Source organism: Chitinibacter sp. SCUT-21 (genome assembly GCA_041874755.1).
GTDB lineage: Bacteria > Pseudomonadota > Gammaproteobacteria > Burkholderiales > Chitinibacteraceae > Chitinibacter.
Map to the genome: position 1 here is coordinate 1,672,962 of CP102611.1, position 20,690 is coordinate 1,693,651.

The following is a 20,690-nucleotide window of genomic DNA, read 5'->3' on the forward strand; positions in this document are numbered from 1 at the left end:
TACAGGACAGTCGATTAAAGCTTTGCAGAAATATACCAAGCAGGGTATTAAAGCGCACGAGCATAGATAAAAAACTCGCGATTACCATCACCGCCCGCAATTGGGCTCGCAAAGTAATCCAGCACTGCAAAACCAGCGCTCGCCGCAGCGACGCGGATTTTTTCTTCCACCTGCGGATACAAGGCCTCATCGCGCACGATCCCGCCACGGGCCAAGGCTTGTGGGCCCAACTCAAACTGCGGCTTCACCAAAAACAGCAATAAACCGCCGACTGGCAATACCGAACGCAGCGCAGGCAAAACTAAGGTCAGCGAAATAAACGACACATCGCCCACAACCAAATCCAGCGGTGCATCTTGTGCTGGTGCAATCACCTCTGGGCTTAAATGCCGTGCGTTGACACCTTCAAACTGCGTCACGCGCGGATCGGCCAGCAAGCGCGGATGCAGCTGATCGTGCCCCACTTCAACACCGATCACTTTGCGTGCCCCAGCTTGCAGCAGGCAATCAGTGAAGCCTCCGGTGGAAATACCCACATCGAGCGCCAGCATCCCAGTTACAGCTAAGTTGGCACTCGCCAAAGCGCCAGCCAACTTCAAGCCCCCACGTGAAACATAGCGATCAACTTCATCGGGCGTAATCGTAATTTCAGCCAAGGCATCTAACTTTAACGCGGCCTTGCTAACGATCTTACCATCAGCAAACACCCGCCCCGCTGCAATCATCGTCTGCGCTTGGGTGCGCGAACTGGCAAAGCCTTGCTCTACGAGAAATAAATCTGCACGAATCATCTTAGTGACCACACAACTGATCTTCGCAAGGTTTACCATCACCATCGCCGTCCATGATCGTGCCGGGACAATTGTTTAAATAAAACACTGCCTCTTCACAACTCACCATTTCTGAGCAATGTGATTTATTTCCACAAGTAAATTGTTGTGATGTGGCTGCATTTGAAATTAAGCCATTTGCTTGATCAACAGATCTAGCTTTTTCCTGGCTCATCCCCGGCCACACAGCTTGGTAGATAAAAACGCCTCCGCCGATCAGCAAAGCAAAAGTCAACAAGCTACTTAGCAAATTAGATTTCCCCGCGGATTTAGGCGTTCGTTTCCGAGCCGCACCACGCTCAAACCCTTTATCGCCAACAAACCGAATTGAAGTGGCTTTCGGCCCTTTTGCATCACTGACTTTGACATCAAAAGTGACAATATCACCTATGGCTGGGCGCACTCCTCGAGGGGAGAACTCAGATATATGAGCAAATATTTCAGCTGCTTGCCCATTTTGCTGCACAAAGCCAAATCCTCTGTCATCGTTCCACTTGATGACCTTCCCCTGCATTGCCATAAACATTGAACTCAAAAATTAAATAAATGATTCATCCGCACGCAAATAACGCCACTGCCCGCGTGGCAATTCGCCCAGTAGCACGCGACCAATACGGATGCGCTGCAAGCCCACCACTTGCAAGCCAACCAGCTCGCACATCCGGCGGATTTGGCGTTTTTTACCTTCGCGTAAAATAAAGCGCAGCTGGTCTTTATTTTGCCACCACACGCGGGCGGGTTTGAGCGCTTCGCCATCGAGCGACAGGCCGTGATTCAGCAGGCGCAAACCATCCGCCTTCAAATGACCGGATACGCGCACCAGATATTCTTTTTCCACTTGCGAATTCTCGCCGATCAGCGTTTTGGCCACGACGCCGTCTTGCGTCAACACCAGCAAACCGACCGAATCAATATCGAGACGCCCAGCGGGTGCAAGGCCTTGGAAATGCACCGGAGAGAAACGAATCCCGCTGGTATCACCTTCCCAATGGTTTTCAGGCTGCACCAGCACCACGGCCGGCTCGTAGCCATCTTCGGCTTGGCCCGAAACATAACCAACGGGCTTGTTGATCAAAATGGTGACGCGATTGTCTTGGATTTGTTTGGCAATCGGGTCGAGCTCCACGGTTTGCGTTGGCAGCACTTTACTGCCCAACACATTCACCACCTCGCCATCGACCCGCACCCAACCTTTGGCAATGTATTCATCGGCTTCACGGCGCGAGCACAGGCCCAATTGGGCAAGGCGTTTTGACAGGCGCAGCGGCTCTAGCTCGCTAGCGGGTTGATCGTGTTGACCCGCTTGTTGATGATCGTCCATGATTTTTCTACGTTAAAAGCCCAATCTGCCATTTTACTGGTTTAATGGCGCAGATAGAACTTGTTTTCTGACTAGCGAACTTTCACGCGGTTGGCTAAGTCTGAGCTACGCACTCACCAATTAGGAATACACAGTGGAACACTACCTCGCTCTTCGCCATTTACATATGACGCTTGCACTGCTGTCAGGTGCATTTTTTCTTTTCCGTGGCGTATTGATGCTCAAACAATCGGCCTGGCTGCAGCATAAAATCTGCAAAATTGCCCCGCATATCATCGATACCGGTCTGCTTGCTTCTGCAATTTACCTTGCAGTCATTAGCCAACAAAGCCCGGGTAATTCACCGTGGATTGCTGCCAAAATTGGCGCGCTGCTGCTGTATATCGTGCTGGGTACAATCGCGATTAAACGCGGAAAAACACTAAAAGTTCGCACAATAGCCCTTGCTGGTGCCTTGGCGACTTTTGTGTATATTTTGTCAGTGGCACTGACGCGTAATCCGATGCCATGGCTGGCTTAATTGTGTGCTAACAAATAAAAAGGCTGCGATTGCAGCCTTTTTATTCACTTTTAGATCGATGTTAAACCAAGGGCAAAGTCGATATCGCTCCAGTCGTCCAATGCCCCGACTTGCCGCCGATTTTTTCGATCAGCCGCACATCGGTCATCACCATGCCTTTATCAACGGCTTTGCACATATCGTAAATCGTTAGCAGGCCAACTTGCACCGCGGTCAGCGCTTCCATTTCGATACCGGTACGACCAAAGGTCTCGCACGTCACCGCGCAGCGCACGGTTGATTTGACGCGATCGATAGTGAATTCAACATTCACCGCCGTTAATGGCAATGGATGGCACAGCGGAATCAAATCGCTGGTTTTTTTGGCGGCCATGATAGCGGCGATGCGGGCGATACCGAGCACATCACCCTTTTTGTGGCTACCTTCTTCAATCAAGCGTAGCGTGTCAGGCAGCATGCGGATATCGCCTTGCGCGGTTGCAATGCGTTTGGTTTCGGCTTTATCGCCGACGTTGACCATATGCGCTTGCCCTTGCGCATTAAAATGCGTCAACTCACCCGCTACCGGAATAGCTTCCACACCTGACAGCCGATTGGCAAGTTGGGCTAAATCTTCTGGCGTATTCAAATTTTTAAAATGTCCTTCGGCAAAAGTGACATGCACCGCATTCAAGCTCTGCAGCCATTGCCCTAATTTAGTTTCGCCTTTCGATAAGCACTCGACGAGTGAAGGCAAGACGGTACGATTAATCATGCAAATCGACCAATGCATTTGCCCATCTGCGGTGCGCGCCACGACGGCTGGCGCGCCTGAAGCGTTCAGCGCGGCACGAAATTGCAGCAATAGATCATTCGGCAAAAATGGCACGTCACAAGGCAGCACCAGCATCCAATCAGCAGGGCTAGCCATCATTGCGGCATGAATTCCAGCCATTGGCCCTAATTGATTGGGGTAGGCATCACGCAACACCGCGTGGCCAAAAGCGGCGTAATCGGGCAAATTGCGGTTGGCCGAAATCAGCACATGGTCGACAGGAATGGTTTGCTTATTCAACGCCTCAAGCACCCAAGCGACCATGGGTCTGCCCGATAACTCAATCAGCCCTTTGTCGCGCCCGTTCATTCGGCGCGCTTCGCCACCTGCCAGTACCACTGCGTCCAATGTCATGCTTAAATTTCCCAGCGTTGCTGAGCCGCTTGGTCAGTCTGCTTGGCCTCCACCCAAATCGATTGCGTGGCGCTGACTTCCTTCTTCCAAAACGGCGCTTTCGTTTTTAAGTAATCCATAATATACGCGTTTGCTTCGTACGCTGAAACCCGATGTGCGCTAGCGGTTAAAACCAACACAATCTGCTCAGCCGGCCCCATGCTACCTACCCGATGAATGAGGGTCACGGCGTTCAAATCCCAGCGTTGGTGCGCTTGGGCCACGATTTGCCGCAAGGCTTTTTCGGTCATCGCGGGATAATGTTCTAGATGCAAACTCGCCAATTGATCATGGCTAGGGTTTAAATCTCGCACGCGGCCGACAAACATCACCACCGCGCCCAAGCTAGCATCTCCCGCAAGGCGTTGGTATTCACTGTTGACGTCAAAATCAGCCTCTTGCACGACGATTTTATCGGGATGCATCTTAGCCCCCTGTAACCGGCGGGAAAATCGCCACTTCAGCACCGGCCGGAATCACATCGTCGAGCTGCGCCATGTCCTGATTAACCGCCACACGAAACACGCGCTCACCGCCCAATTCTTGGGCCCACACACCGCCACGTGCGATCAATTGTGCAATCAGTTCGCGTACCGTCTGCGGGCCATCTGGCAGTTGTTCTTCTGCCGTACCAAATACATCGCGCAAGCGCGCAAAATAGAGCAAGGTCATGCTTTAAATTCCTATGAAACTGGCCAAAATTTATGTCTAACTACTGAAAGCCGTAAACGGAATATAGCTGACCGTCTGGCCACGGCTAATCGTCTCTCCCGCGGGTAAATCCACGAAACCATCGCCCCACACCATCGACGTCAAAACGCCCGAGCCTTGTTTGGCAAACAGCTCCAACTGACCAGCAGCATTGAGGCGAACGCGCAAGAATTCGCGGCGATCTCCGGCCTTTTTCCAGTCAAAATCAGCAACTAGCGGCAAGCGTGGCACGCTGGTTTGCTGCACGCCTTGGCGGGCCAAAATAAACGGCCGCACCAACATCAGGAATGTGGCGTAGGCCGAAACGGGGTTACCCGGCAGGCCGATAAAGTCACAACCCATGATTTTGCCGTAGGAGTCTGTTGTATGTATTTTGCCGTAGGCAAAAGGCTTACCGGGCTTGATGGCGATTTTCCAAAGATTGAGTTGACCTAGGTATTCAACTGCAGCCTTTACATGATCTTCTTCACCGACCGATACCCCGCCAGAAGTGATTAAAATATCATGTTCGGCAGCGGCCTTTTGCAAGGCGGCGATGGTTTGCGCTCTATCATCAGGCACGATGCCCAAATCTCTCACCACGCAACCTAGAGCTTGCAAAGCATTGATCAAGACATAGCGGTTTGAGTTATAAATCTGCCCCGCTTGCAAAGGCTGGCCGGGCTCGACCAATTCGTCTCCGGTACTGAGCAAAGCCACACGGATCGGCGCAAAAACCGGCAATTTAGCCACGCCCACCGAGGCGGCTAAACCGATCATCGCTGGCGTTAAACGCTGGCCGCGCGCCAAAATCACCGCGCCTTGCGCAATGTCTTCACCGACACGACGAATATTCGCACCAGCTTTAGCCGCCGTATTCACGATCAACTGGCCATCGACCACGCTGGCTTGCTCTTGCATCACCACCATATTGGCACCCGCTGGAATCGGTGCGCCGGTAAAAATACGGGCGGCTTGGCCCGCGGCGAGTTCTGCGCCAATTTCACCAGCCGCGATGCGTTGCACTATGGGGTATTGCTCTGACGGGCAATTAAAATCTGGCACATGAATGGCATACCCATCCATTGCACTATTATCAAAACTCGGCACATTTAATTCGGAAACAATATCTTGGGCTAACACGCGCTGCAGCGCGCCAGCTAGGGCCACATACTCGATCTGGCTAGGGGCCTGCGCCTGCGCCAGTAATTGCGCCAAGGCGGTATCAAAATCTAACATCACAGGGATTCCTGTTGGCTAAAGTAATCAACAATAAACCGCGCCACAGCGCTGGGCTCATTTAAATTCAATTTTGGAAGTGAGCATTCAATCTCTTCGCCCACGGTGGCGATCGCAATCACATGTGGATCGTCGGTGAATAAATTCGGTTTGCCATTGGCAGCGCGCCACACTTCGATTTTTGGAATTGGCTCGCGCTTAAACCCTTCGACCAACACCAAATCAGCGGGAGCGAATCGCGTTATTTGATCATGCAGGCTTGGCATTTCTGGTTGCGCCAATTCATGAAATAAGGCCCAACGGTAGGGCGAGACGACCATCACTTCGCCCGCGCCCGCTGCGCGAAAGCGCGCCGAATCTTTGTGCGGCGGCTCGAATTCTAAATCATGGTGCGAGTGCTTAATCACATTCACCCGCCAACCCAGTTTGGCCAATTCCGGTAGCAAAGCGGTAATCAAGGTGGTTTTGCCACTACCGGAAAAACCGGCAATCGCGAGAACGTGCGACATAAAATACCTATCGGCGTATTGCTTGGTAGCTCAATACTAATATGATTTGCTGTGACATACCCATGGGGATGGGTAATTTAACCACCGGTTTGTGACATAAAGCGAATCAGCTTGGCTGGTTGCTCCACAAACTCGTGACGCTCCGGTTTAAGCTCAATCGCGTGCAAAATCGCCGCCTCTAGCTCTGCGTCGCTCGCGCCACCACGCAATAGCGGGCGAAACTCAAACGCGCTTTCCTGCCCCAAGCACATATACAAAGTGCCATCGACGGTAAGACGAACCCGATTGCACGTGGCGCAAAAGTGTTGCGACATTGGCGTGATAAAACCAATCCGCCCTTTGCGTCCATTAATCTCATGCGGCGTCTTCCAATAGCGCGCCGGGCCACCGCCCAATTCGATTACTTCGGGTTCAAGGCCGTAGCGCTCAATCAATCGATCGCGAATTGGGCCTAAATCTAAAAACTGCGCGTTGCGGCCAGTGTCGCCCATCGGCATCGCTTCGATCATGCGCAAGATATAGCCGTGCTCAAACGCAAACTCGGCCATGGTATCGATTTCGGCGTCGTTCACGCCACGCATCGCGACCATATTAAGCTTAATCGGCGCAAGGCCAACACGGTTAGCCGCTTGCAAGCCGGCCATCACTTGATCGAAGGAATCGCTACCGGTAATTTGGCTGACGCACTGGCGATCTAGACTATCAAGGCTCACATTGACGCGGGTAACACCGGCATCTTTTAACGCCTGTGCGTGCTTGGCCAATTGCGTGGCATTGGTCGACAGCGCCAAATCGTCCAAGCCTAAAGCGCTTAAACGGCCGGCCAATTCAGGCAAATTACGGCGCAGCAAAGGCTCACCGCCGGTTAAGCGGACTCGACGCACACCAAGCCGAGTAAATGCGCCAACTAAGCGAGTGATTTCATCAAAGGTGAGCCAGTCTTTGGGCTCTTCAAAACCTTTAAATCGCGCAGGCAGGCAGTAGCTACAGCGCAGATCACACCGATCTGTCACCGACACGCGCAAATAATCAATGGTTCGCCCAAAACGATCTTGCAGCATTGCCCCTCCCGTAAAGACACCTACCTTAAATCATTAGTTGAGTATGCCGGATTGATGATGTCGGCAACATACCCATTCAGAGCAATAAACTATTGCATTGCCCGTATGAATCGCGTCATTAGCTCACTTTAGCCCTAAGCAGCGCATAATATTTCAGAATAAAGATTACAGTAAAATTGAAGCAATAAAATAATAACCAATGACTTTAATTACAATCAACCAAAGGACAAGGCTAGCAGCAAATGCTGTCATTGTTTATGCTTGCGTCAATTGTTTTGTTTTTGGGCCATCAATATGAAAAACCGCTGCTTGCATTTTTTCGCAGCCTTACTGCTTGCGATAAGCACTTGCATCGCCTGCGCCGCTGAATCAGCTCCCGTGAAGGAGTCCGATGAAGGGTATGCCGCCACCATCAATAATCGTGAAGTATTTGTTTTTCGCAGCAAAATCTTCACCTATACCCCAGAAGATCGAGCGCTCGGCGCAGAACAACGCATCAAGCGTTTACTGGCTGAATTAAGCGAAGGCAAGGTAGATAGCACGCTCGTGAACACGCCAGAACCAGGCATCAGTATCACCATCGATGGCCAACAGGCTTTTTTGGTGCTGCAAGGTGATGTTAACTCACTCGCGGGCGACACACTCGAATCGACGGCCAATAAAGCAAAACACCAGTTGCGTATGCTCGTGTTGGAAAGCCGTGAACTACGCGACCCGAAAAGGCTGATCCATTCAGCCGCCTATGCCGCGCTGGCTTCGGTAATTTTTGCCGCGTTAATTTATGCACTATCGAAATCACGTGTCTTTTTGTTGAAAGCGGGTCGACGTTATATCAGCCGACCGATTGCGCGTCTGGCAAAAAATACGACCGGCGTGAGTTTTTCATTATTAAATCGCATGCTGCGCTGGGTTATTAATGCCCTCACCATGATGCTAGGCCTCATTTTCTTATACACGTGGACAAGTTTAGTATTTGGTTTATTTCCGTTTACCCGCGCGTGGAGCGAACGGTTAAATGACTCGATTTTTACTTTTCTCAGCGAGTTTGGCCAAGGGGTACTCAATGCCATCCCAGGCTTACTCGTCATTATTTTTATCATTATTTGCGCGCGCTACACCTCTCGTTTTCTGCATTTTGTATTTGGCCGCATCGAGCGAGGGGAGCTGCATTTAAGCTGGTTTGATCGGGAAACAGCCAGTACCACACGAAAAATCATGTCGTTTTTAGTTTGGCTACTCGCCATTGCGATGATTTACCCTTATCTACCAGGTGCCAATACTGAAGCATTTAAGGGGCTATCCGTCATGGTGGGTTTGATGGTTTCACTAGGCGCCTCTAGTGTGGTCGGACAATTTGCCTCGGGTTTGATCCTGATTTATGCCAAATCGCTCAAGCAAGGTGAATACGTGCAAATCGGTGAAACCGAAGGTACTGTCGTTCAAATTGGTTTGTTTGCCACAAAGATTCACACTAATTTACGTGAAGAAATTAGCATCCCTAATTCAGTACTAGTCGGTCAAAGTGTCAAGAACTTCTCGCGTTTGGCGGCAGGGGGCGGAGTCATTACCCAAGTTGGCGTCACGATTGGTTATGACACCCCCTGGCGACAAGTTGAGGCTATGCTGATTGAAGCTGCAGAGCAGACGCAAGGCGTGCGCAGCATTCCACGCCCCGTGGTATATCAAACGGCTTTGTCTGACTATTATGTTGAGTATTTTCTTCGGATTGCAGTTGACGAACCACGACGCAGACTGGAAATCATGAGCGAATTGCACGCGAAGATTCAAGACGTATTCAACACATATGGCGTACAAATTATGTCGCCACACTATATTGCCGACCCAGCAGAAGCAAAAGTTATTCAGGCCGAAAACTGGTACCCAGCTCCGGCTAAAGCGGACGACATACCTTATACATCATAATTTTCACGATGTACTACTGAGCAATGTTTTGTATTGCAATGCAAATGCCTCAATCGCAGTTTGGTGATCCGCATCGAACGGTGATTGAGGCAAGTGCTCCACATCATGCAGCACCAGCGGCACATGCCAAACCAAGCCCAAAGCTTCGGCGGTTAATCGCATTGGGTACCACAAAGCCTCTGTAGAGATCGTCGACGCCCCATCATAAACAGCGCCACGCGAAGCGGTACTCACCACCAACTGCAAGCTTTTACCTGCCAAGGCTTCCTTCGCGCCAAATGCCCATCCGGGCGCAAAAACTTCATCTTGCCAGCGTTTGAGCATTGCGGGGCAGCTATGCCAATACAAGGGAAATTGCCAAACAATTCGCTCTGCTTTTTGGCAAGCCTGTTGTTCTGCTAACACGTCAATACAAGCGTCCGGATACATCGCTTCTAAGTGATGGATTTTCACCTGAGCCAACTCTGCAATTGCATCGATCAAAACACGGTGCGTTTGCGACATGGCCAAATGCGGGTGCGAAAAAATAACTAGATTTCTCATCATGCACGCCCTTAGAAATATACCCCTTCAGTATGGTTGCGGCGGTATGGATTTACCTTCTATAACGAGGAAGATTAACGGATAAGAGGTTGGCTTATGTCAGATGCAGTGAGTGGAGTGATTGCCTTACGCCAATCGGTCTTGATTCACGAAGAAGTAAAAGTGGTTATACGCAATTGCTTTGAGATCAATCTGATGGGGCTTAACGCTATTTTGTTGGCCAAAAAAGCCGGTGAATCGGCGCGAGGCTTTGGTGTCATTTCCAGCGAGTTACGCTTACTCAGTATTGAATTGCAAACGGCAATGCAACATTTAAGCGAACTCACGCAAGAGCTGCTCGCCGCAGCCACGCAACGGCTACAAGCCGAACGGCGCTTATTACGCCTTGCCGATGCGTCGAGCTACTCAGATCATATCCGCGCAATCTTAGAACCAGCGATGCAACAAGCACAAAATCGCCTTGCCAATTTAGTGCCGTCTAGCCGTTTTGATGAATGCCTCACCGATGCCAACCGTGCCTGCACCTTTGGATTGGTTCTGGCGCGAGCAGCTCGCATTGAGTCGGCCTATAGCGGACAAATGCGCAGTGTTTTGGCTGAGCTTTCCGAGACATTTGCCCAAAAGATCGAAGCCATTTTGCCTCGACTCGACTCCCTGCAACGAATTACCCATAGGTTAAATTGAGCCATTATGAAAAAAGCCCAATTGATTGCAAGTGCTGGTGAACATCGCTGGTATGCCATTTCGCGTGATCCCGCTCGTCCTAATTACTTAATAGACACCAATGAATATGTCGTTACCACAGGCCAGGACAGCCTACTGTGTGACCCAGGTGGCGCGGAGGTGTTTCCGGCGGTTTTCGCGGCACTTTCCGAAGTGATTGATCCGAGAACCGTCAAACGGATCTTTTCGACCCATCAAGATCCGGATGTAATTTCATCTCTAGGCTTATGGAATGATTTTAATCCCGAGATAAGATGCCATGTGTCAGGGTTGTGGGGCGGTTTTATTCCACACTTTGGCTGTGGTGCAGATACCTTAGTTTCTATTCCCGATGAAGGTGGCGAGTTAAGTATCGGTCAAGACAAGCTACAAATCGTCCCAGCTCATTACCTGCATTCGTCCGGCAATTTCCATATTTATGACCCTGCCTGTAAATTACTATTTACTGGTGATATTGGCGCCGCTCTTTTACCGCCAGGTGATGATAAATTATTCGTAGAGGACTTCGATTCTCATATTCGTTTTGCGGAAGGGTTTCATAAACGCTGGTTAGGCTCTAATACTGCTAAGAAAAACTGGATCAATCGGGTGCGACAGCTCGACATCGAATTGTTATGCCCGCAACATGGATCGATTTATCGTGGCGCTGACGTGAAACGCTTTATCGACTGGCTTGACGAATTACATGTCGGGATCTGTTGATTTTAAAAAAAAAGGCCCCATAATCTGGAATAACCCTTCTAACGCCGCGGGAATGCGGCGTTTTTCTTAGCTCAACAGGAAAAAACTCATGGCCATTATCGTAAACGGCGTTGAAATCACCGAAGCACAAATCGCAGCCGAACAAGGCAACCACAGCGAAGCGCCTAGCGCACGTGACGCCGCAATCCAGGAGTTAATCCTGCGTGAATTGTTGCAACAAAAAGCCGCTGCGGTTGGCATCACAGCGGAAAGCCCAGAAGAAGCGATAGGCACTTTGCTGCAACAAGAAGTGCAAGTTGAAGAAGCCGACGAAGCGGCTTGCCAAGCTTTCTACAACGACAATCCTGCCAGCTTTACCCGTGGAGAAATGGCTGTTGCTAGCCACATTTTGTTCCCATTGGGTGAAGGCCTAGCCGCTAGCCTGGCTAAATCAAAAGCGGAAGGTGTTTTGGCTGAAGTTCAAGCTAATCCTGAACGTTTCGCTGCGTTGGCGAGCGAGCACTCAACTTGCCCATCTGGCAAACAAGGTGGCAGCCTAGGTCAATTTGGTCGCGGTCAAATGGTGCCAGAGTTTGAAGCTGCGGTATTTAGCACAGAAGCTGGCCAAATCACGCCGACCTTGGTAGAAACCCAATTTGGTTACCACATTATTCAAGTCAATGAGCGCAGCAACGGCGATAAAGTCAGCTATGAAGAAGTGAAAGAGCGTCTGCAAGCCTTCCTAACAGATATGGCTGGTCGTAAAATGATGCACGACTACCTCGCTAAATTAGTAGCTGATGCCAAAATTGAAGGCTACACGCTACCTGCAATGGCCTAAGCTATAGCTCTGCGAATAAAAAAACCGAGCGGTATGCTCGGTTTTTTTATTACTACTTACCTAGCTCGCGCCAACTTCGATCAAGCAGTTGCGCAATTTCTATCAAGCTCGGCTGAGTTGCTAAGGGGTTGGCTTCCAATAAAGCCCATTGTTGCGCGACGGCAATTAAACCCAGTTGTGCTGCAACGCCTTTCGCACTGTGGGCATGACGCGAGGCCGTATCGAGCTCCGCCGCTTTAATTGCTACCCCAAAATCTTGCTCGAGATTTTTTAGGCGCGCCAAACCTTTCTCTGCCAACGCGAGGAAACGCTCATCACTAAAACCCAATCGAGCTTGTGCCTGAGCACGCTCAACGATTGGCAAGTCAGCGTCGCAAGACTGGGGCGGAACTTGAATGGTCTGAGCGGCATTAAAACCCAGTAACTCAAACAAATCTTGTGATTGATACGGCTTACTCAAATAGCCATCAATAAGTTCAAAATGTGGGTGCTTACGCAGCTCATATTCAGGAGATGCCGAGATCAAGTAGATTGGTCCAGCATAGCCTTTTTGCCGCAAGATGGCGGTCGTGTCTAAACCATCCATGCCCGGCATATGATAATCCATCAAAATTTGCCCTATCCCTGGCGTGCTCTCCAACATAGCGATCGCAGCAAATCCATCCTCGACCGCCAAGGTCTTGGCCCCGACATCTTCTAAAATTTCACACAACAAATCACGATTTACCGCCTGATCTTCGACTATCAGAATGGTCTCCCCTTGCGCGGAACGTCTATGTGGCACAATTTGCTCAACGTTCGCTTGAACGACTTGCTCCAAAACTCTCGCCTTTAAGGTGACCAAAAACTCGCTACCACTCCCTTGCTGGCTTTGAGCGACAACATCCCCCCCCATTAAACGAGCGAAATCACGGCTAAGCGCCAAGCCTAGGCCAGTGCCACCAATTTGTTTACCACTTTCAGTTTGCTCAAATGGGGAAAACAAACTCGCCAACTCATGCTCGGCAATTCCACACCCACTATCACTCACTAGGGCGCTTAGTTCAAAAGTAGATTCGTCAGCGGAGCCATAGAGGCTTAATTTGACATAGCCTTGCTCAGTAAACTTCATGCTATTGCCAAGCAAATTAATCAAAATTTGTCGCACTTTACCGGCGTCAATTTCAATCAACTCAGGCAAATGCTCGGCCAATTCGATCTCGAAGCGCAAAGACTTTTCCTGCGCCATCAGGGCAAACATACTCTCGAGCTCAAGCTTCAATTGCGGCAAACTTAAAGGCTCAAGCAATAGTTCTAATTTGCCACTCTCTGACTTTGATAAATCCAGTACATGCTTCAGCAAACTGAGTAGATGCTGGCCAGAATGCGCAATATGACTCAGATAGATTTTCTGTTGCTCGCTCAAGTGCAAGTTTTGCCGTAAGCGTTCGGTATAGCCCAAGATAGACGTTAAGGGCGTACGAATTTCGTGGCTAATATGCGCCAGAAATCGACTCTTCGTCGCATTGGCCTCATCCGCAGCTTGCCTCGCCTCAATTAAGGATGCATTAAGTTCAACCAGCGCACGCCTTTGCTTTTCTCGTTGCCAAAAGACCCATAACCCCAATGCAGCAGACAATAGCAACAACACCATTTGCAAAACCGACAAAGCAACGCGGAAATAGCCTAAGCGAGTCAGGCGCTCTTTTTGGATATCGTTATGCTTCGCGTACTGCTCACGCGCCACTTGCGCCAACTCATCAACATGGTTTTGATGCTTTGCAACATCGGTTTGTAGCTTTGTCCAATTAATGGCGCTTGGCTTTTTATCCTTAATCGCCAGATCGGCGTCATCAATCATCTTCAACAAAGGGTTCAGCAAACGATTCCGCTGGCTTTGTTCATTGAATAAGCTTTTTGTCGAACCTTGCTCGATGCCGACAATTCGGCTGTAAAAAATATCGAGCCGCAATTGCAGTTCATCGAGATCTTTATCGGTGACCACCTGCCGCAGACGTTGGTACTCGCTGGTCAATTGAAAAAATTGCCATAGTTGATTGTCCATGCCTTGCTCGGCTTGGCGACTTAATTCGGCTTTTTGCTGCTGTTCGAAATGAAAAATTAGACCAAAGTTCAGCAGCAATACCGTGCCAATCGCCAACACAATGAGCAAAAAACGCTGGCTCATTGTTTACTCCAAGGTAATCTGCTTTAGCTGCCAAGCGCAGCGACTAAAATAATCGGTTTTTCTCAGCTCTGGCTGCGTATCAAAGGGATACATCACAAACAAGGGGCCTTTTTCACGCACCGACATCGTTTTTCCGTTCAGACGACTAGCTAAAATAACGTCGTATCGCTCGATATCGCTCACAGGCACCTCAATTTTGTAATCATTAAGTGCTTGTAATTTCATCACTCGCCCTTTTCCGCCGGCTAACTTAATCACATCACGTAATAAGGGGCCTTCGAAAGTTTGCGCAGTCTCGTACCAAGGGGTTTTCACCGTTTTTTTCTTTTGTGGCAGCTTGTCCAACTCTTTCAAACTCAATGCTTGCGGCTGCTTCACTTGTCCGGTCACCAGCAAAATGACTTTGTCGTTATCTTTTTCTGCGGCATATATGCTCGTACCACACAATAAAGCCACTGCCAGAAAGATTGCTCGTAGCATCTCTTTTCCTTTGAAAATCAAAATGAAAACTACTTTCGACAGTATAGAGAAATAACAGCAGGCCAAGGAATAGATTATATGTAATTAATTTTTCAGCAACTGGCCAAGCGGCAGACATAGAACCATGGGTATATCGTGAAAAACCAAATTAATAAATGGATAGCAAAGCATACCCACCATACTGGTTTACCCGCATCGCGGGCACTCAGCTAGCACGCTATGCTGTACTGAGCCGTTTAAGGATTACAGATTATGCGTGTTATTGTTATTGGAGCCGGCGTCATCGGGGTCACCAGCGCCTTTTACTTACAGCGCGCCGGCCACCAAGTCACTGTCTTGGAGCAACACCGCGCTGCAGCACAAGAAACCAGCTATGCCAATGCCGGGCAAATCTCGCCCGGTTATGCTGCGCCGTGGGCTGCGCCTGGCATTCCGCTTAAAGCGATGAAATGGTTATTGCAAGATCACAGCCCACTGCGCATTCATCCGCAAAGCGATGCTTTTCAGTGGCAATGGCTAGCTAAAATGCTCGCCAACTGCACGCTTGATGCGTACCAACGCAATAAAAACCGTATGGTCCCCCTGGCAGAATATAGCCGTGATCAACTCAAACTTTTACGCGAACAAACCCAGATTCAGTATGAAGGCCGCACACTTGGCACCCTACAGATTTTCCGCCAGGCCAAGCAACTAGAAAATGGCCGTAGAGATGCAGAGTTACTAGCCCAAATGGGGGTAGCCCATCAGTTACTTGATCGCAACGGTATCATTGAAGCCGAACCAGCCCTTGCGCATATTGCAGACCAATTAGTGGGTGCACTGCGACTGCCCAACGATGAAACTGGCGACTGCCAACTCTTTACCCAACAATTGGCCCAACTCGCCGCCAGCGAAGGTGCCGTTTTCCGCTTCGCAAGCAGTGCACTCAATTTGAGAACGCAAAAAGGGCGCATACATGAAGTCCTAGTCGCGGGCGAAACACTGCAGGCCGATGCTGTAGTCATTGCGGCGGGCTGCGCGTCTCGTCAACTAGCCCAGCAACTTGGTCTAGATTTACCCGTCTACCCAGTTAAAGGCTATTCGATTACGGTACCCCTCACCAATGTCAACGCCGCACCGTGCTCGACGGTCATGGATGAAACCTACAAGATTGCACTCACTCGCTTTGATCAGCGACTACGGGTTGGGGGTATGGCCGAATTGGCGGGGTACAACAAAAACATTAATCCTCGCCGGATTGCGACCCTCAAAATGGTGGCCCAATCCTTGTTTCCGCAGGCAGGGGATTTAACTCAGGCCCAACCATGGGCGGGATTACGACCCATGACACCTGACGGCACCCCGCTAATTGGTGCAACTTCGATCGGGAATTTATGGCTCAACACAGGACATGGCACGCTCGGGTGGACCATGGCCTGTGGCTCAGCGAAAGTACTCGCCGACCTTATCAGCGGGCAACGTCCCGAGATTCCAACCGAACAGCTCAGCTTAGCTCGATATGCTTAGCGCGCATTCTGTGCATTATTCCCAATTGTGACATTGTTGGGGTTGCCCCCAGGACGCCTTAGGATATACTTACAGATCGCGGAAGCAGGCGTTTGCCTACAGCCGCTCTGATCCATCGAGCTCCTCGTTCAATACCATCTGCCTGCACCAATATTCAGAGGAGCTTCCAACCGGAGCTCAATATGACCCACACCGCCAAGCCTCGGCACACATTTAGTATGCCGGTGCTGATTCCAAGCCTTGCGCTGATCATTGCCTTAATTGCCTTTACCACCCTTGCGCCCCAAGTTGCCGAAACGAATTTCGTCGCGGCGCAAAATTGGATTACCGTCCATTTTTCGTGGTTTTACACGCTTGCCGTTTCTGGTTTCTTTATTTTTCTCGTCGGGCTGGCGATTAGTGATTACGGCAGTATCCGCCTCGGGGCCGATGATTCAGAGCCTGAATTTAGCCTTGGATCTTGGCTTGCAATGCTATTTGCGGCGGGGATGGGCATCGGCTTGATGTATTACGGCGTAGGCGAGCCATTACAACACTACGTCAACCCACCATTGGCGCAAGGCCAAACCTTGGCAGGCGCAAGCGAAGCCATGACCAGCACCTTTTTACACTGGGGCTTTCACGCTTGGGCGATTTATGGCTTGGTGGGCTTGGTATTGGCCTATTTTGGCTTTCGCTACAATCTGCCACTCACACTGAGTTCTGGGCTGTATCCGCTGCTACGCGAGCGTGTGAATGGCCCAGCGGGACATACCGTCAATGTATTTGCGCTGTGTTGCACACTATTTGGCCTAGCGCCGTCGGTCGGTTTGGGTTCCGTGCAATTAGCGGCCGGTATTCATCAACTAACAGGTTGGGACACAAGCGGTTTAGCCGTGCAACTGGCGCTAATTGCGACCGTGATTATTTTGGCGGGTATTTCAGCCTCAACCGGGCTAGGCAAAGGCGTGCGTCGACTCTCAGAATTAAACCTGTTACTCGCAGTGATTTTGCTATTGTTTGTCCTATTCGCGGGGCCGACACTATTTTTGCTCGGCGCATTTGGTGACAATGTCGGCAATTACCTGAGCCAATTTTTGAATCTGACCTTCCGTGGCTTTACCTATACCCCGACGCAAAGTGAAGGCTGGTTTAGCGGCTGGACCATCTTGTATTGGGCATGGTGGATTTCTTGGTCACCTTTTGTCGGCTTATTTATTGCCCGTATTTCACGCGGCCGCACCATTCGTGAATTTATTACCGGCGTGATCATTATCCCGAGTATTTTCACCTTCATCTGGATGACGGTATTTGGCAATAGTGTGATTTGGCTCGATATGAACGTTGCCCAAGGCGCGCTGGCGGCCACCGCTGGCAATGTCGATGCGCTGTTATTTAGCTTCTTCTCCTACCTGCCATTTTCGAATATCGCCTCGATTATTTCGATGATGCTGATTTTGGTCTTTTTCGTTACATCCGCGGATTCGGGCGCCTTGATGCTCGATGGCTTGTCGTCGAAAGACCCTGCCAATTCACCGATCTGGCAGCGCTTATTCTGGGCGATTTTACTCGGCCTAACCGCTGGGACCTTACTTAGCGCAGGTGGGCAAAAAGCCTTGATGACGATGACCCTGATCGCCGCGCTGCCATTTGCCTTTATTATGATTTTATTGGCATTCTCACTGTGGTTGGGCTTAGTGGCCGATCAGCGTCATTCGCGCCAAAAATTCACGCCAGCTAGCTCATTCTGGACCGGCCAACACTGGAAGCAACGTCTGGAGCAGATTTTGCACCAACCAAGCAGCGATGATGTGGCGCGCTTTATTCGCGATACCGTCAGCCCAGCGCTGAATGAAGTGGCACAAGAAATGCAGCAGCGTGGCCAGGAAGCCAAGATCATCACGCACGATGATGGCGGAATTTCATTATGCGTACCACAACCGAATCTGCGTGACTTTATTTATGGTGTTCGCGCCCATGCCCGCCCGGTAGCCAGCTTTGCGCTGCGAGACACCAATATTCCAGCGAGCGAACGGCAATATACCTACGAGCCGGTCACCTTCTTTGCTGACGGGCGTCGTGGATATGATATTGAGTATCTGCGCAAAGAAGAGTTAATTGCCGATGTATTGAAGCAATATGAGAGGTATCTATCGCTAAGCCATAGCCAGAACACTCATTTGATCAATACCACCCCAGAGCATCAACCCAGCAGCAGTTAAAGCCAACCCGTCTCTGGCTCTTTGAGAACCAGAGACGGCTCCTGCACCTCAAGCCAGATTATCTCTGGCTTTTTTTTTCATGTGCGGGCTGACAGCGAGCAGAGCGCTCATGATTTAAACTTTTGCTTGCGGGTCGCGCAAAGCGCTAAAATCACGCCACTTCACCTCAAAACACGCACTCGGCTCACAAGGCCGTGCGCCACACGGAAAACCGCCATGCACAGCAACCGCCCCTTCCCTAGCACCCGTATGCGCCGTATGCGCCGCGATGATTTTTCTCGCCGCCTAATGCGCGAAAACGCGCTGACTGCCAGCGATTTAATCTTGCCGGTGTTTGTGCTTGACGGCAGCAACCGCGTTGAAGACATCGCCTCGATGCCGGGCGTGCAGCGCATGAGTATGGACAAGCTGTTTGCCGTGGCAGAAGAAGCCGTTAAGCTGGGCATCCCTGCCTTGGCGCTGTTTCCGGTGATCGAACCGCAACTGAAAACACTCGATGCGCGCGAAGCGTGGAATCAACGTGGCTTGGTGCCGCGCACGGTGGAAGCGCTAAAAATGCGCTTTCCCGAGCTGGGCATCATTACCGACGTGGCGCTTGATCCGTACACCACGCATGGGCAAGACGGCATTATTGACGACAACGGCTATGTGCTGAACGACGAAACCATCGCCGCGCTGGTCAAACAAGCCGCCAGCCACGCCGCCGCTGGTGCCGATATAGTTGCGCCATCCGATATGATGGACGGCCGTGTCGCCGCGATCCGCGCCGCGCTCGATCGCGACAACCACATCCACACCCGCATCCTCGCCTACTCGGCCAAATACGCCAGCGCCTTTTACGGCCCATTCCGCGATGCGGTCGGCTCGGCCGGCAATCTAGGCAAAGGCAATAAATATACTTATCAAATGGATCCGGCCAATAGCAACGAAGCGCTGCACGAAGTTGGCCTCGATTTGGCCGAGGGCGCTGATATGGTAATGGTAAAACCGGGCATGCCTTACTTAGATATCGTACGCCGCGTGAAAGACGAATTTGCCGCACCGACTTTCGTCTATCAGGTATCCGGTGAATACGCGATGCTCAAAGCCGCAGCGCAAAACGGCTGGCTCAATGAAGAAGCAGTGGTGATGGAAAGCCTACTCGCGTTCAAACGTGCCGGTGCTGATGCGATTTTGACTTACTATGCGCTGGATGCTGCGCGCTGGCTCAGCAAATAAACCATCGTCGTGGGCGGGTTGACCATATGGTCAATCCGCGGCACTTCGGATGCGCGGGCTCATCACAGCCCGGGGATCATTTTCCGGTACTTTTCAAACAGACCTTCACGCTTCATCTCTTTAAGCACATGCGCGAGCTTGGGTGCAAGAGCGGCCCAGCGCTGATGCAAAAAAGCATGGTGCGTGGTGAAGTCCATTTCCCCTGCTTTATGAAGACCAGCAAAAGCGGATGGATCTGATTTGCGCAATGAAGCCAACGTATCCTCAACCAGAGGGTCGTAATCAATATATAAATCGGCATGACCAGCCTGTAGCATCAGCAGCGCTTTTTCCGGATTTTCTACAAAGTACAGTCGCTCATTACCAACGATTGCGCCTAAGGTTGCCACGGTTCGACCCACGCCGCGACGTGCAACCACCGTGTATTTACTCCCCCGCAAGCTATCCCAACCCTTCAGACTGATCCCCGATTTCAGCGTAAACGCACTGTATGCATCTTGGTTGGTAGGCTCTTCAACCCGAACCAAATTAGGATGTTCGATATTGAAATCATAACCGCGCTCGATTTGCCCGTCGACTTCACCTTTATCCGCCATAAAAATAGCTCTTTGCGACGGATAGCCCACTACTTGCAGCTCGTAATCCAAACGGCGAAAAGCCTCTTTGTAAACCAGTTCAAGCCACTTGCCATAAGGTGACTGGATGAATTTTTCACCGCCAGTGAGAATGATGGTTTCTTTGGCCGAGGCCAAGCCAGTGAGACTGGCAAAAAACAAGATACACAACAATTTACCCAAGTTGACTAGGGTCTGCATGATTTCACCCCTGATTTAAAGCAGCTGCCAGCATGTAATTTGCATCAGGCTTTACCTGACTTAGCAGCAACCTATTGCAACAATATTAGTTGCGGCATTACCAAGGGGCAAAGATGAATTAGCGTGCATCAAGCGCAGCATGCGGCATAAAAAATACCCGCCAGGGTATGCAAGAAATATAAATACTGGGATTCGCTTTTAGCAAAATACCCCTG

At 50.5% G+C, this 20,690-nt stretch carries 21 protein-coding genes and 1 pseudogene; 8 read left to right on the forward strand and 14 right to left on the reverse strand.

All coding sequences use genetic code 11. The annotated features are described in order from the left end of the window. Positions 1-47 precede the first annotated feature (47 nt). The 3 genes from NT239_07755 to NT239_07765 are packed head-to-tail and all read right to left on the reverse strand — an operon-like array spanning position 48 to position 2,151. On the reverse strand, positions 48-791 hold the full coding sequence (locus NT239_07755; protein ID XGA72704.1) for a TlyA family RNA methyltransferase: 744 nt from the start codon (positions 789-791) through the stop codon (positions 48-50). 1 nt (position 792) lies between these two features. Then, positions 793-1,356 carry a cold shock domain-containing protein gene (locus tag NT239_07760; protein XGA72705.1) on the reverse strand — a complete coding sequence of 188 codons (564 nt, stop codon included), beginning with the start codon at positions 1,354-1,356 and terminating at the stop codon, positions 793-795. A 12-nt stretch (positions 1,357-1,368) separates the two neighbouring features. Next, positions 1,369-2,151: an rRNA pseudouridine synthase gene (locus NT239_07765; protein ID XGA72706.1), complete on the reverse strand. Its 783-nt coding sequence runs from the start codon at positions 2,149-2,151 to the stop codon at positions 1,369-1,371. A 133-nt stretch (positions 2,152-2,284) separates the two neighbouring features. Between NT239_07765 and NT239_07770 the strand changes: the two genes are divergently transcribed. Further along, entirely contained in the window at positions 2,285-2,671 is a 387-nt protein-coding gene (locus NT239_07770) for a SirB2 family protein (protein ID XGA72707.1), read from the forward strand. Between the two features lie 61 nt (positions 2,672-2,732). On the opposite strand, the gene moaC is transcribed toward NT239_07770, so the two are convergent. The 7 genes and pseudogenes from moaC to moaA all read right to left on the reverse strand — a co-directional run bounded on the left by moaC (position 2,733) and on the right by moaA (position 7,377). Beyond that, positions 2,733-3,242 carry a cyclic pyranopterin monophosphate synthase MoaC gene (moaC, locus tag NT239_07775; protein ID XGA72787.1) on the reverse strand — a complete coding sequence of 170 codons (510 nt, stop codon included), beginning with the start codon at positions 3,240-3,242 and terminating at the stop codon, positions 2,733-2,735. A 45-nt stretch (positions 3,243-3,287) separates the two neighbouring features. After that, a pseudogene (mobA, locus tag NT239_07780) lies at positions 3,288-3,839 on the reverse strand (molybdenum cofactor guanylyltransferase). A gap of 2 nt (positions 3,840-3,841) precedes the next feature. Continuing rightward, positions 3,842-4,303, reverse strand: coding sequence for a molybdopterin synthase catalytic subunit MoaE (gene moaE, locus NT239_07785; protein XGA72708.1), 462 nt, complete (start codon positions 4,301-4,303; stop codon positions 3,842-3,844). Between the two features lies 1 nt (position 4,304). Further along, positions 4,305-4,550: a molybdopterin converting factor subunit 1 gene (moaD, locus tag NT239_07790; protein XGA72709.1), complete on the reverse strand. Its 246-nt coding sequence runs from the start codon at positions 4,548-4,550 to the stop codon at positions 4,305-4,307. A 36-nt stretch (positions 4,551-4,586) separates the two neighbouring features. Continuing rightward, positions 4,587-5,807 carry a molybdopterin molybdotransferase MoeA gene (locus NT239_07795; GenBank protein XGA72710.1) on the reverse strand — a complete coding sequence of 407 codons (1,221 nt, stop codon included), beginning with the start codon at positions 5,805-5,807 and terminating at the stop codon, positions 4,587-4,589. Continuing rightward, positions 5,807-6,316, reverse strand: coding sequence for a molybdopterin-guanine dinucleotide biosynthesis protein B (gene mobB / locus NT239_07800; GenBank protein ID XGA72711.1), 510 nt, complete (start codon positions 6,314-6,316; stop codon positions 5,807-5,809). Before mobB ends, NT239_07795 begins: the two co-directional genes overlap by 1 nt. A 77-nt stretch (positions 6,317-6,393) precedes the next feature. Then, positions 6,394-7,377, reverse strand: coding sequence for a GTP 3',8-cyclase MoaA (gene moaA, locus NT239_07805; GenBank protein ID XGA72712.1), 984 nt, complete (start codon positions 7,375-7,377; stop codon positions 6,394-6,396). Positions 7,378-7,755: 378 nt separating this feature from the next. On the opposite strand from moaA, the gene NT239_07810 reads away from it, so the two are divergent. Then, a complete protein-coding gene (locus NT239_07810; protein ID XGA72713.1) occupies positions 7,756-9,300 on the forward strand; it encodes a mechanosensitive ion channel family protein in 1,545 nt (514 codons plus the stop codon). 3 nt (positions 9,301-9,303) lie between these two features. Here NT239_07810 and NT239_07815 read toward each other — a convergent pair whose 3' ends face one another. Then, positions 9,304-9,846 (reverse strand): NAD(P)H-dependent oxidoreductase, encoded by a 543-nt coding sequence (locus tag NT239_07815; protein XGA72714.1) that lies wholly within the window; start codon positions 9,844-9,846, stop codon positions 9,304-9,306. Between the two features lie 93 nt (positions 9,847-9,939). Here NT239_07815 and NT239_07820 point away from each other — a divergent pair, with 93 nt between their 5' ends. From NT239_07820 to NT239_07830, 3 genes are all read left to right on the forward strand, one after another. Next, entirely contained in the window at positions 9,940-10,527 is a 588-nt protein-coding gene (locus NT239_07820) for a hypothetical protein (GenBank protein XGA72715.1), read from the forward strand. 6 nt (positions 10,528-10,533) lie between these two features. Then, the gene (locus NT239_07825) at positions 10,534-11,268 is read left to right on the forward strand and encodes an FprA family A-type flavoprotein (protein ID XGA72716.1); all 735 of its coding nucleotides are present in this window, start codon (positions 10,534-10,536) and stop codon (positions 11,266-11,268) included. Between the two features lie 88 nt (positions 11,269-11,356). Continuing rightward, a complete protein-coding gene (locus NT239_07830) occupies positions 11,357-12,088 on the forward strand; it encodes a peptidylprolyl isomerase (protein ID XGA72717.1) in 732 nt (243 codons plus the stop codon). A 52-nt stretch (positions 12,089-12,140) separates the two neighbouring features. Here NT239_07830 and NT239_07835 read toward each other — a convergent pair whose 3' ends face one another. Both NT239_07835 and NT239_07840 read right to left on the reverse strand, forming a co-directional pair. Beyond that, positions 12,141-14,255 carry an ATP-binding protein gene (locus NT239_07835; protein XGA72718.1) on the reverse strand — a complete coding sequence of 705 codons (2,115 nt, stop codon included), beginning with the start codon at positions 14,253-14,255 and terminating at the stop codon, positions 12,141-12,143. A gap of 3 nt (positions 14,256-14,258) precedes the next feature. Then, entirely contained in the window at positions 14,259-14,735 is a 477-nt protein-coding gene (locus NT239_07840; GenBank protein ID XGA72719.1) for a molybdopterin-dependent oxidoreductase, read from the reverse strand. A 252-nt stretch (positions 14,736-14,987) separates the two neighbouring features. Here NT239_07840 and NT239_07845 point away from each other — a divergent pair, with 252 nt between their 5' ends. From NT239_07845 to hemB, 3 genes are all read left to right on the forward strand, one after another. After that, positions 14,988-16,241, forward strand: a complete 1,254-nt coding sequence (locus tag NT239_07845; protein ID XGA72720.1) for a D-amino acid dehydrogenase — start codon at positions 14,988-14,990, stop codon at positions 16,239-16,241. A 182-nt stretch (positions 16,242-16,423) separates the two neighbouring features. Continuing rightward, positions 16,424-18,442 (forward strand): BCCT family transporter, encoded by a 2,019-nt coding sequence (locus NT239_07850; protein XGA72721.1) that lies wholly within the window; start codon positions 16,424-16,426, stop codon positions 18,440-18,442. A gap of 216 nt (positions 18,443-18,658) precedes the next feature. Next, the gene (gene hemB / locus NT239_07855) at positions 18,659-19,660 is read left to right on the forward strand and encodes a porphobilinogen synthase (protein ID XGA72722.1); all 1,002 of its coding nucleotides are present in this window, start codon (positions 18,659-18,661) and stop codon (positions 19,658-19,660) included. Between the two features lie 62 nt (positions 19,661-19,722). On the opposite strand, the gene NT239_07860 is transcribed toward hemB, so the two are convergent. Next, positions 19,723-20,475 (reverse strand): hypothetical protein, encoded by a 753-nt coding sequence (locus tag NT239_07860; GenBank protein XGA72723.1) that lies wholly within the window; start codon positions 20,473-20,475, stop codon positions 19,723-19,725. Between the last annotated feature and the right edge of the window lie 215 nt (positions 20,476-20,690).

What these genes read in the sequence shown, in the direction of transcription:
- moaD (XGA72709.1), bottom strand. Translation starts at nt 4,550, where the DNA reads ATGACCTTGCTCTATTTTGCGCGCTTGCGCGATGTATTTGGTACGGCA.
- NT239_07820 (XGA72715.1), top strand. Translation starts at nt 9,940, where the DNA reads ATGTCAGATGCAGTGAGTGGAGTGATTGCCTTACGCCAATCGGTCTTG.
- NT239_07830 (XGA72717.1), top strand. Translation starts at nt 11,357, where the DNA reads ATGGCCATTATCGTAAACGGCGTTGAAATCACCGAAGCACAAATCGCA.
- NT239_07825 (XGA72716.1), top strand. Translation starts at nt 10,534, where the DNA reads ATGAAAAAAGCCCAATTGATTGCAAGTGCTGGTGAACATCGCTGGTAT.
- moaE (XGA72708.1), bottom strand. Translation starts at nt 4,303, where the DNA reads ATGCATCCCGATAAAATCGTCGTGCAAGAGGCTGATTTTGACGTCAAC.
- moaA (XGA72712.1), bottom strand. Translation starts at nt 7,377, where the DNA reads ATGCTGCAAGATCGTTTTGGGCGAACCATTGATTATTTGCGCGTGTCG.
- NT239_07795 (XGA72710.1), bottom strand. Translation starts at nt 5,807, where the DNA reads ATGTTAGATTTTGATACCGCCTTGGCGCAATTACTGGCGCAGGCGCAG.
- NT239_07755 (XGA72704.1), bottom strand. Translation starts at nt 791, where the DNA reads ATGATTCGTGCAGATTTATTTCTCGTAGAGCAAGGCTTTGCCAGTTCG.
- NT239_07815 (XGA72714.1), bottom strand. Translation starts at nt 9,846, where the DNA reads ATGATGAGAAATCTAGTTATTTTTTCGCACCCGCATTTGGCCATGTCG.
- hemB (XGA72722.1), top strand. Translation starts at nt 18,659, where the DNA reads ATGCACAGCAACCGCCCCTTCCCTAGCACCCGTATGCGCCGTATGCGC.
- mobB (XGA72711.1), bottom strand. Translation starts at nt 6,316, where the DNA reads ATGTCGCACGTTCTCGCGATTGCCGGTTTTTCCGGTAGTGGCAAAACC.
- NT239_07845 (XGA72720.1), top strand. Translation starts at nt 14,988, where the DNA reads ATGCGTGTTATTGTTATTGGAGCCGGCGTCATCGGGGTCACCAGCGCC.
- NT239_07860 (XGA72723.1), bottom strand. Translation starts at nt 20,475, where the DNA reads ATGCAGACCCTAGTCAACTTGGGTAAATTGTTGTGTATCTTGTTTTTT.
- NT239_07765 (XGA72706.1), bottom strand. Translation starts at nt 2,151, where the DNA reads ATGGACGATCATCAACAAGCGGGTCAACACGATCAACCCGCTAGCGAG.
- NT239_07760 (XGA72705.1), bottom strand. Translation starts at nt 1,356, where the DNA reads ATGTTTATGGCAATGCAGGGGAAGGTCATCAAGTGGAACGATGACAGA.
- NT239_07850 (XGA72721.1), top strand. Translation starts at nt 16,424, where the DNA reads ATGACCCACACCGCCAAGCCTCGGCACACATTTAGTATGCCGGTGCTG.
- NT239_07840 (XGA72719.1), bottom strand. Translation starts at nt 14,735, where the DNA reads ATGCTACGAGCAATCTTTCTGGCAGTGGCTTTATTGTGTGGTACGAGC.
- NT239_07835 (XGA72718.1), bottom strand. Translation starts at nt 14,255, where the DNA reads ATGAGCCAGCGTTTTTTGCTCATTGTGTTGGCGATTGGCACGGTATTG.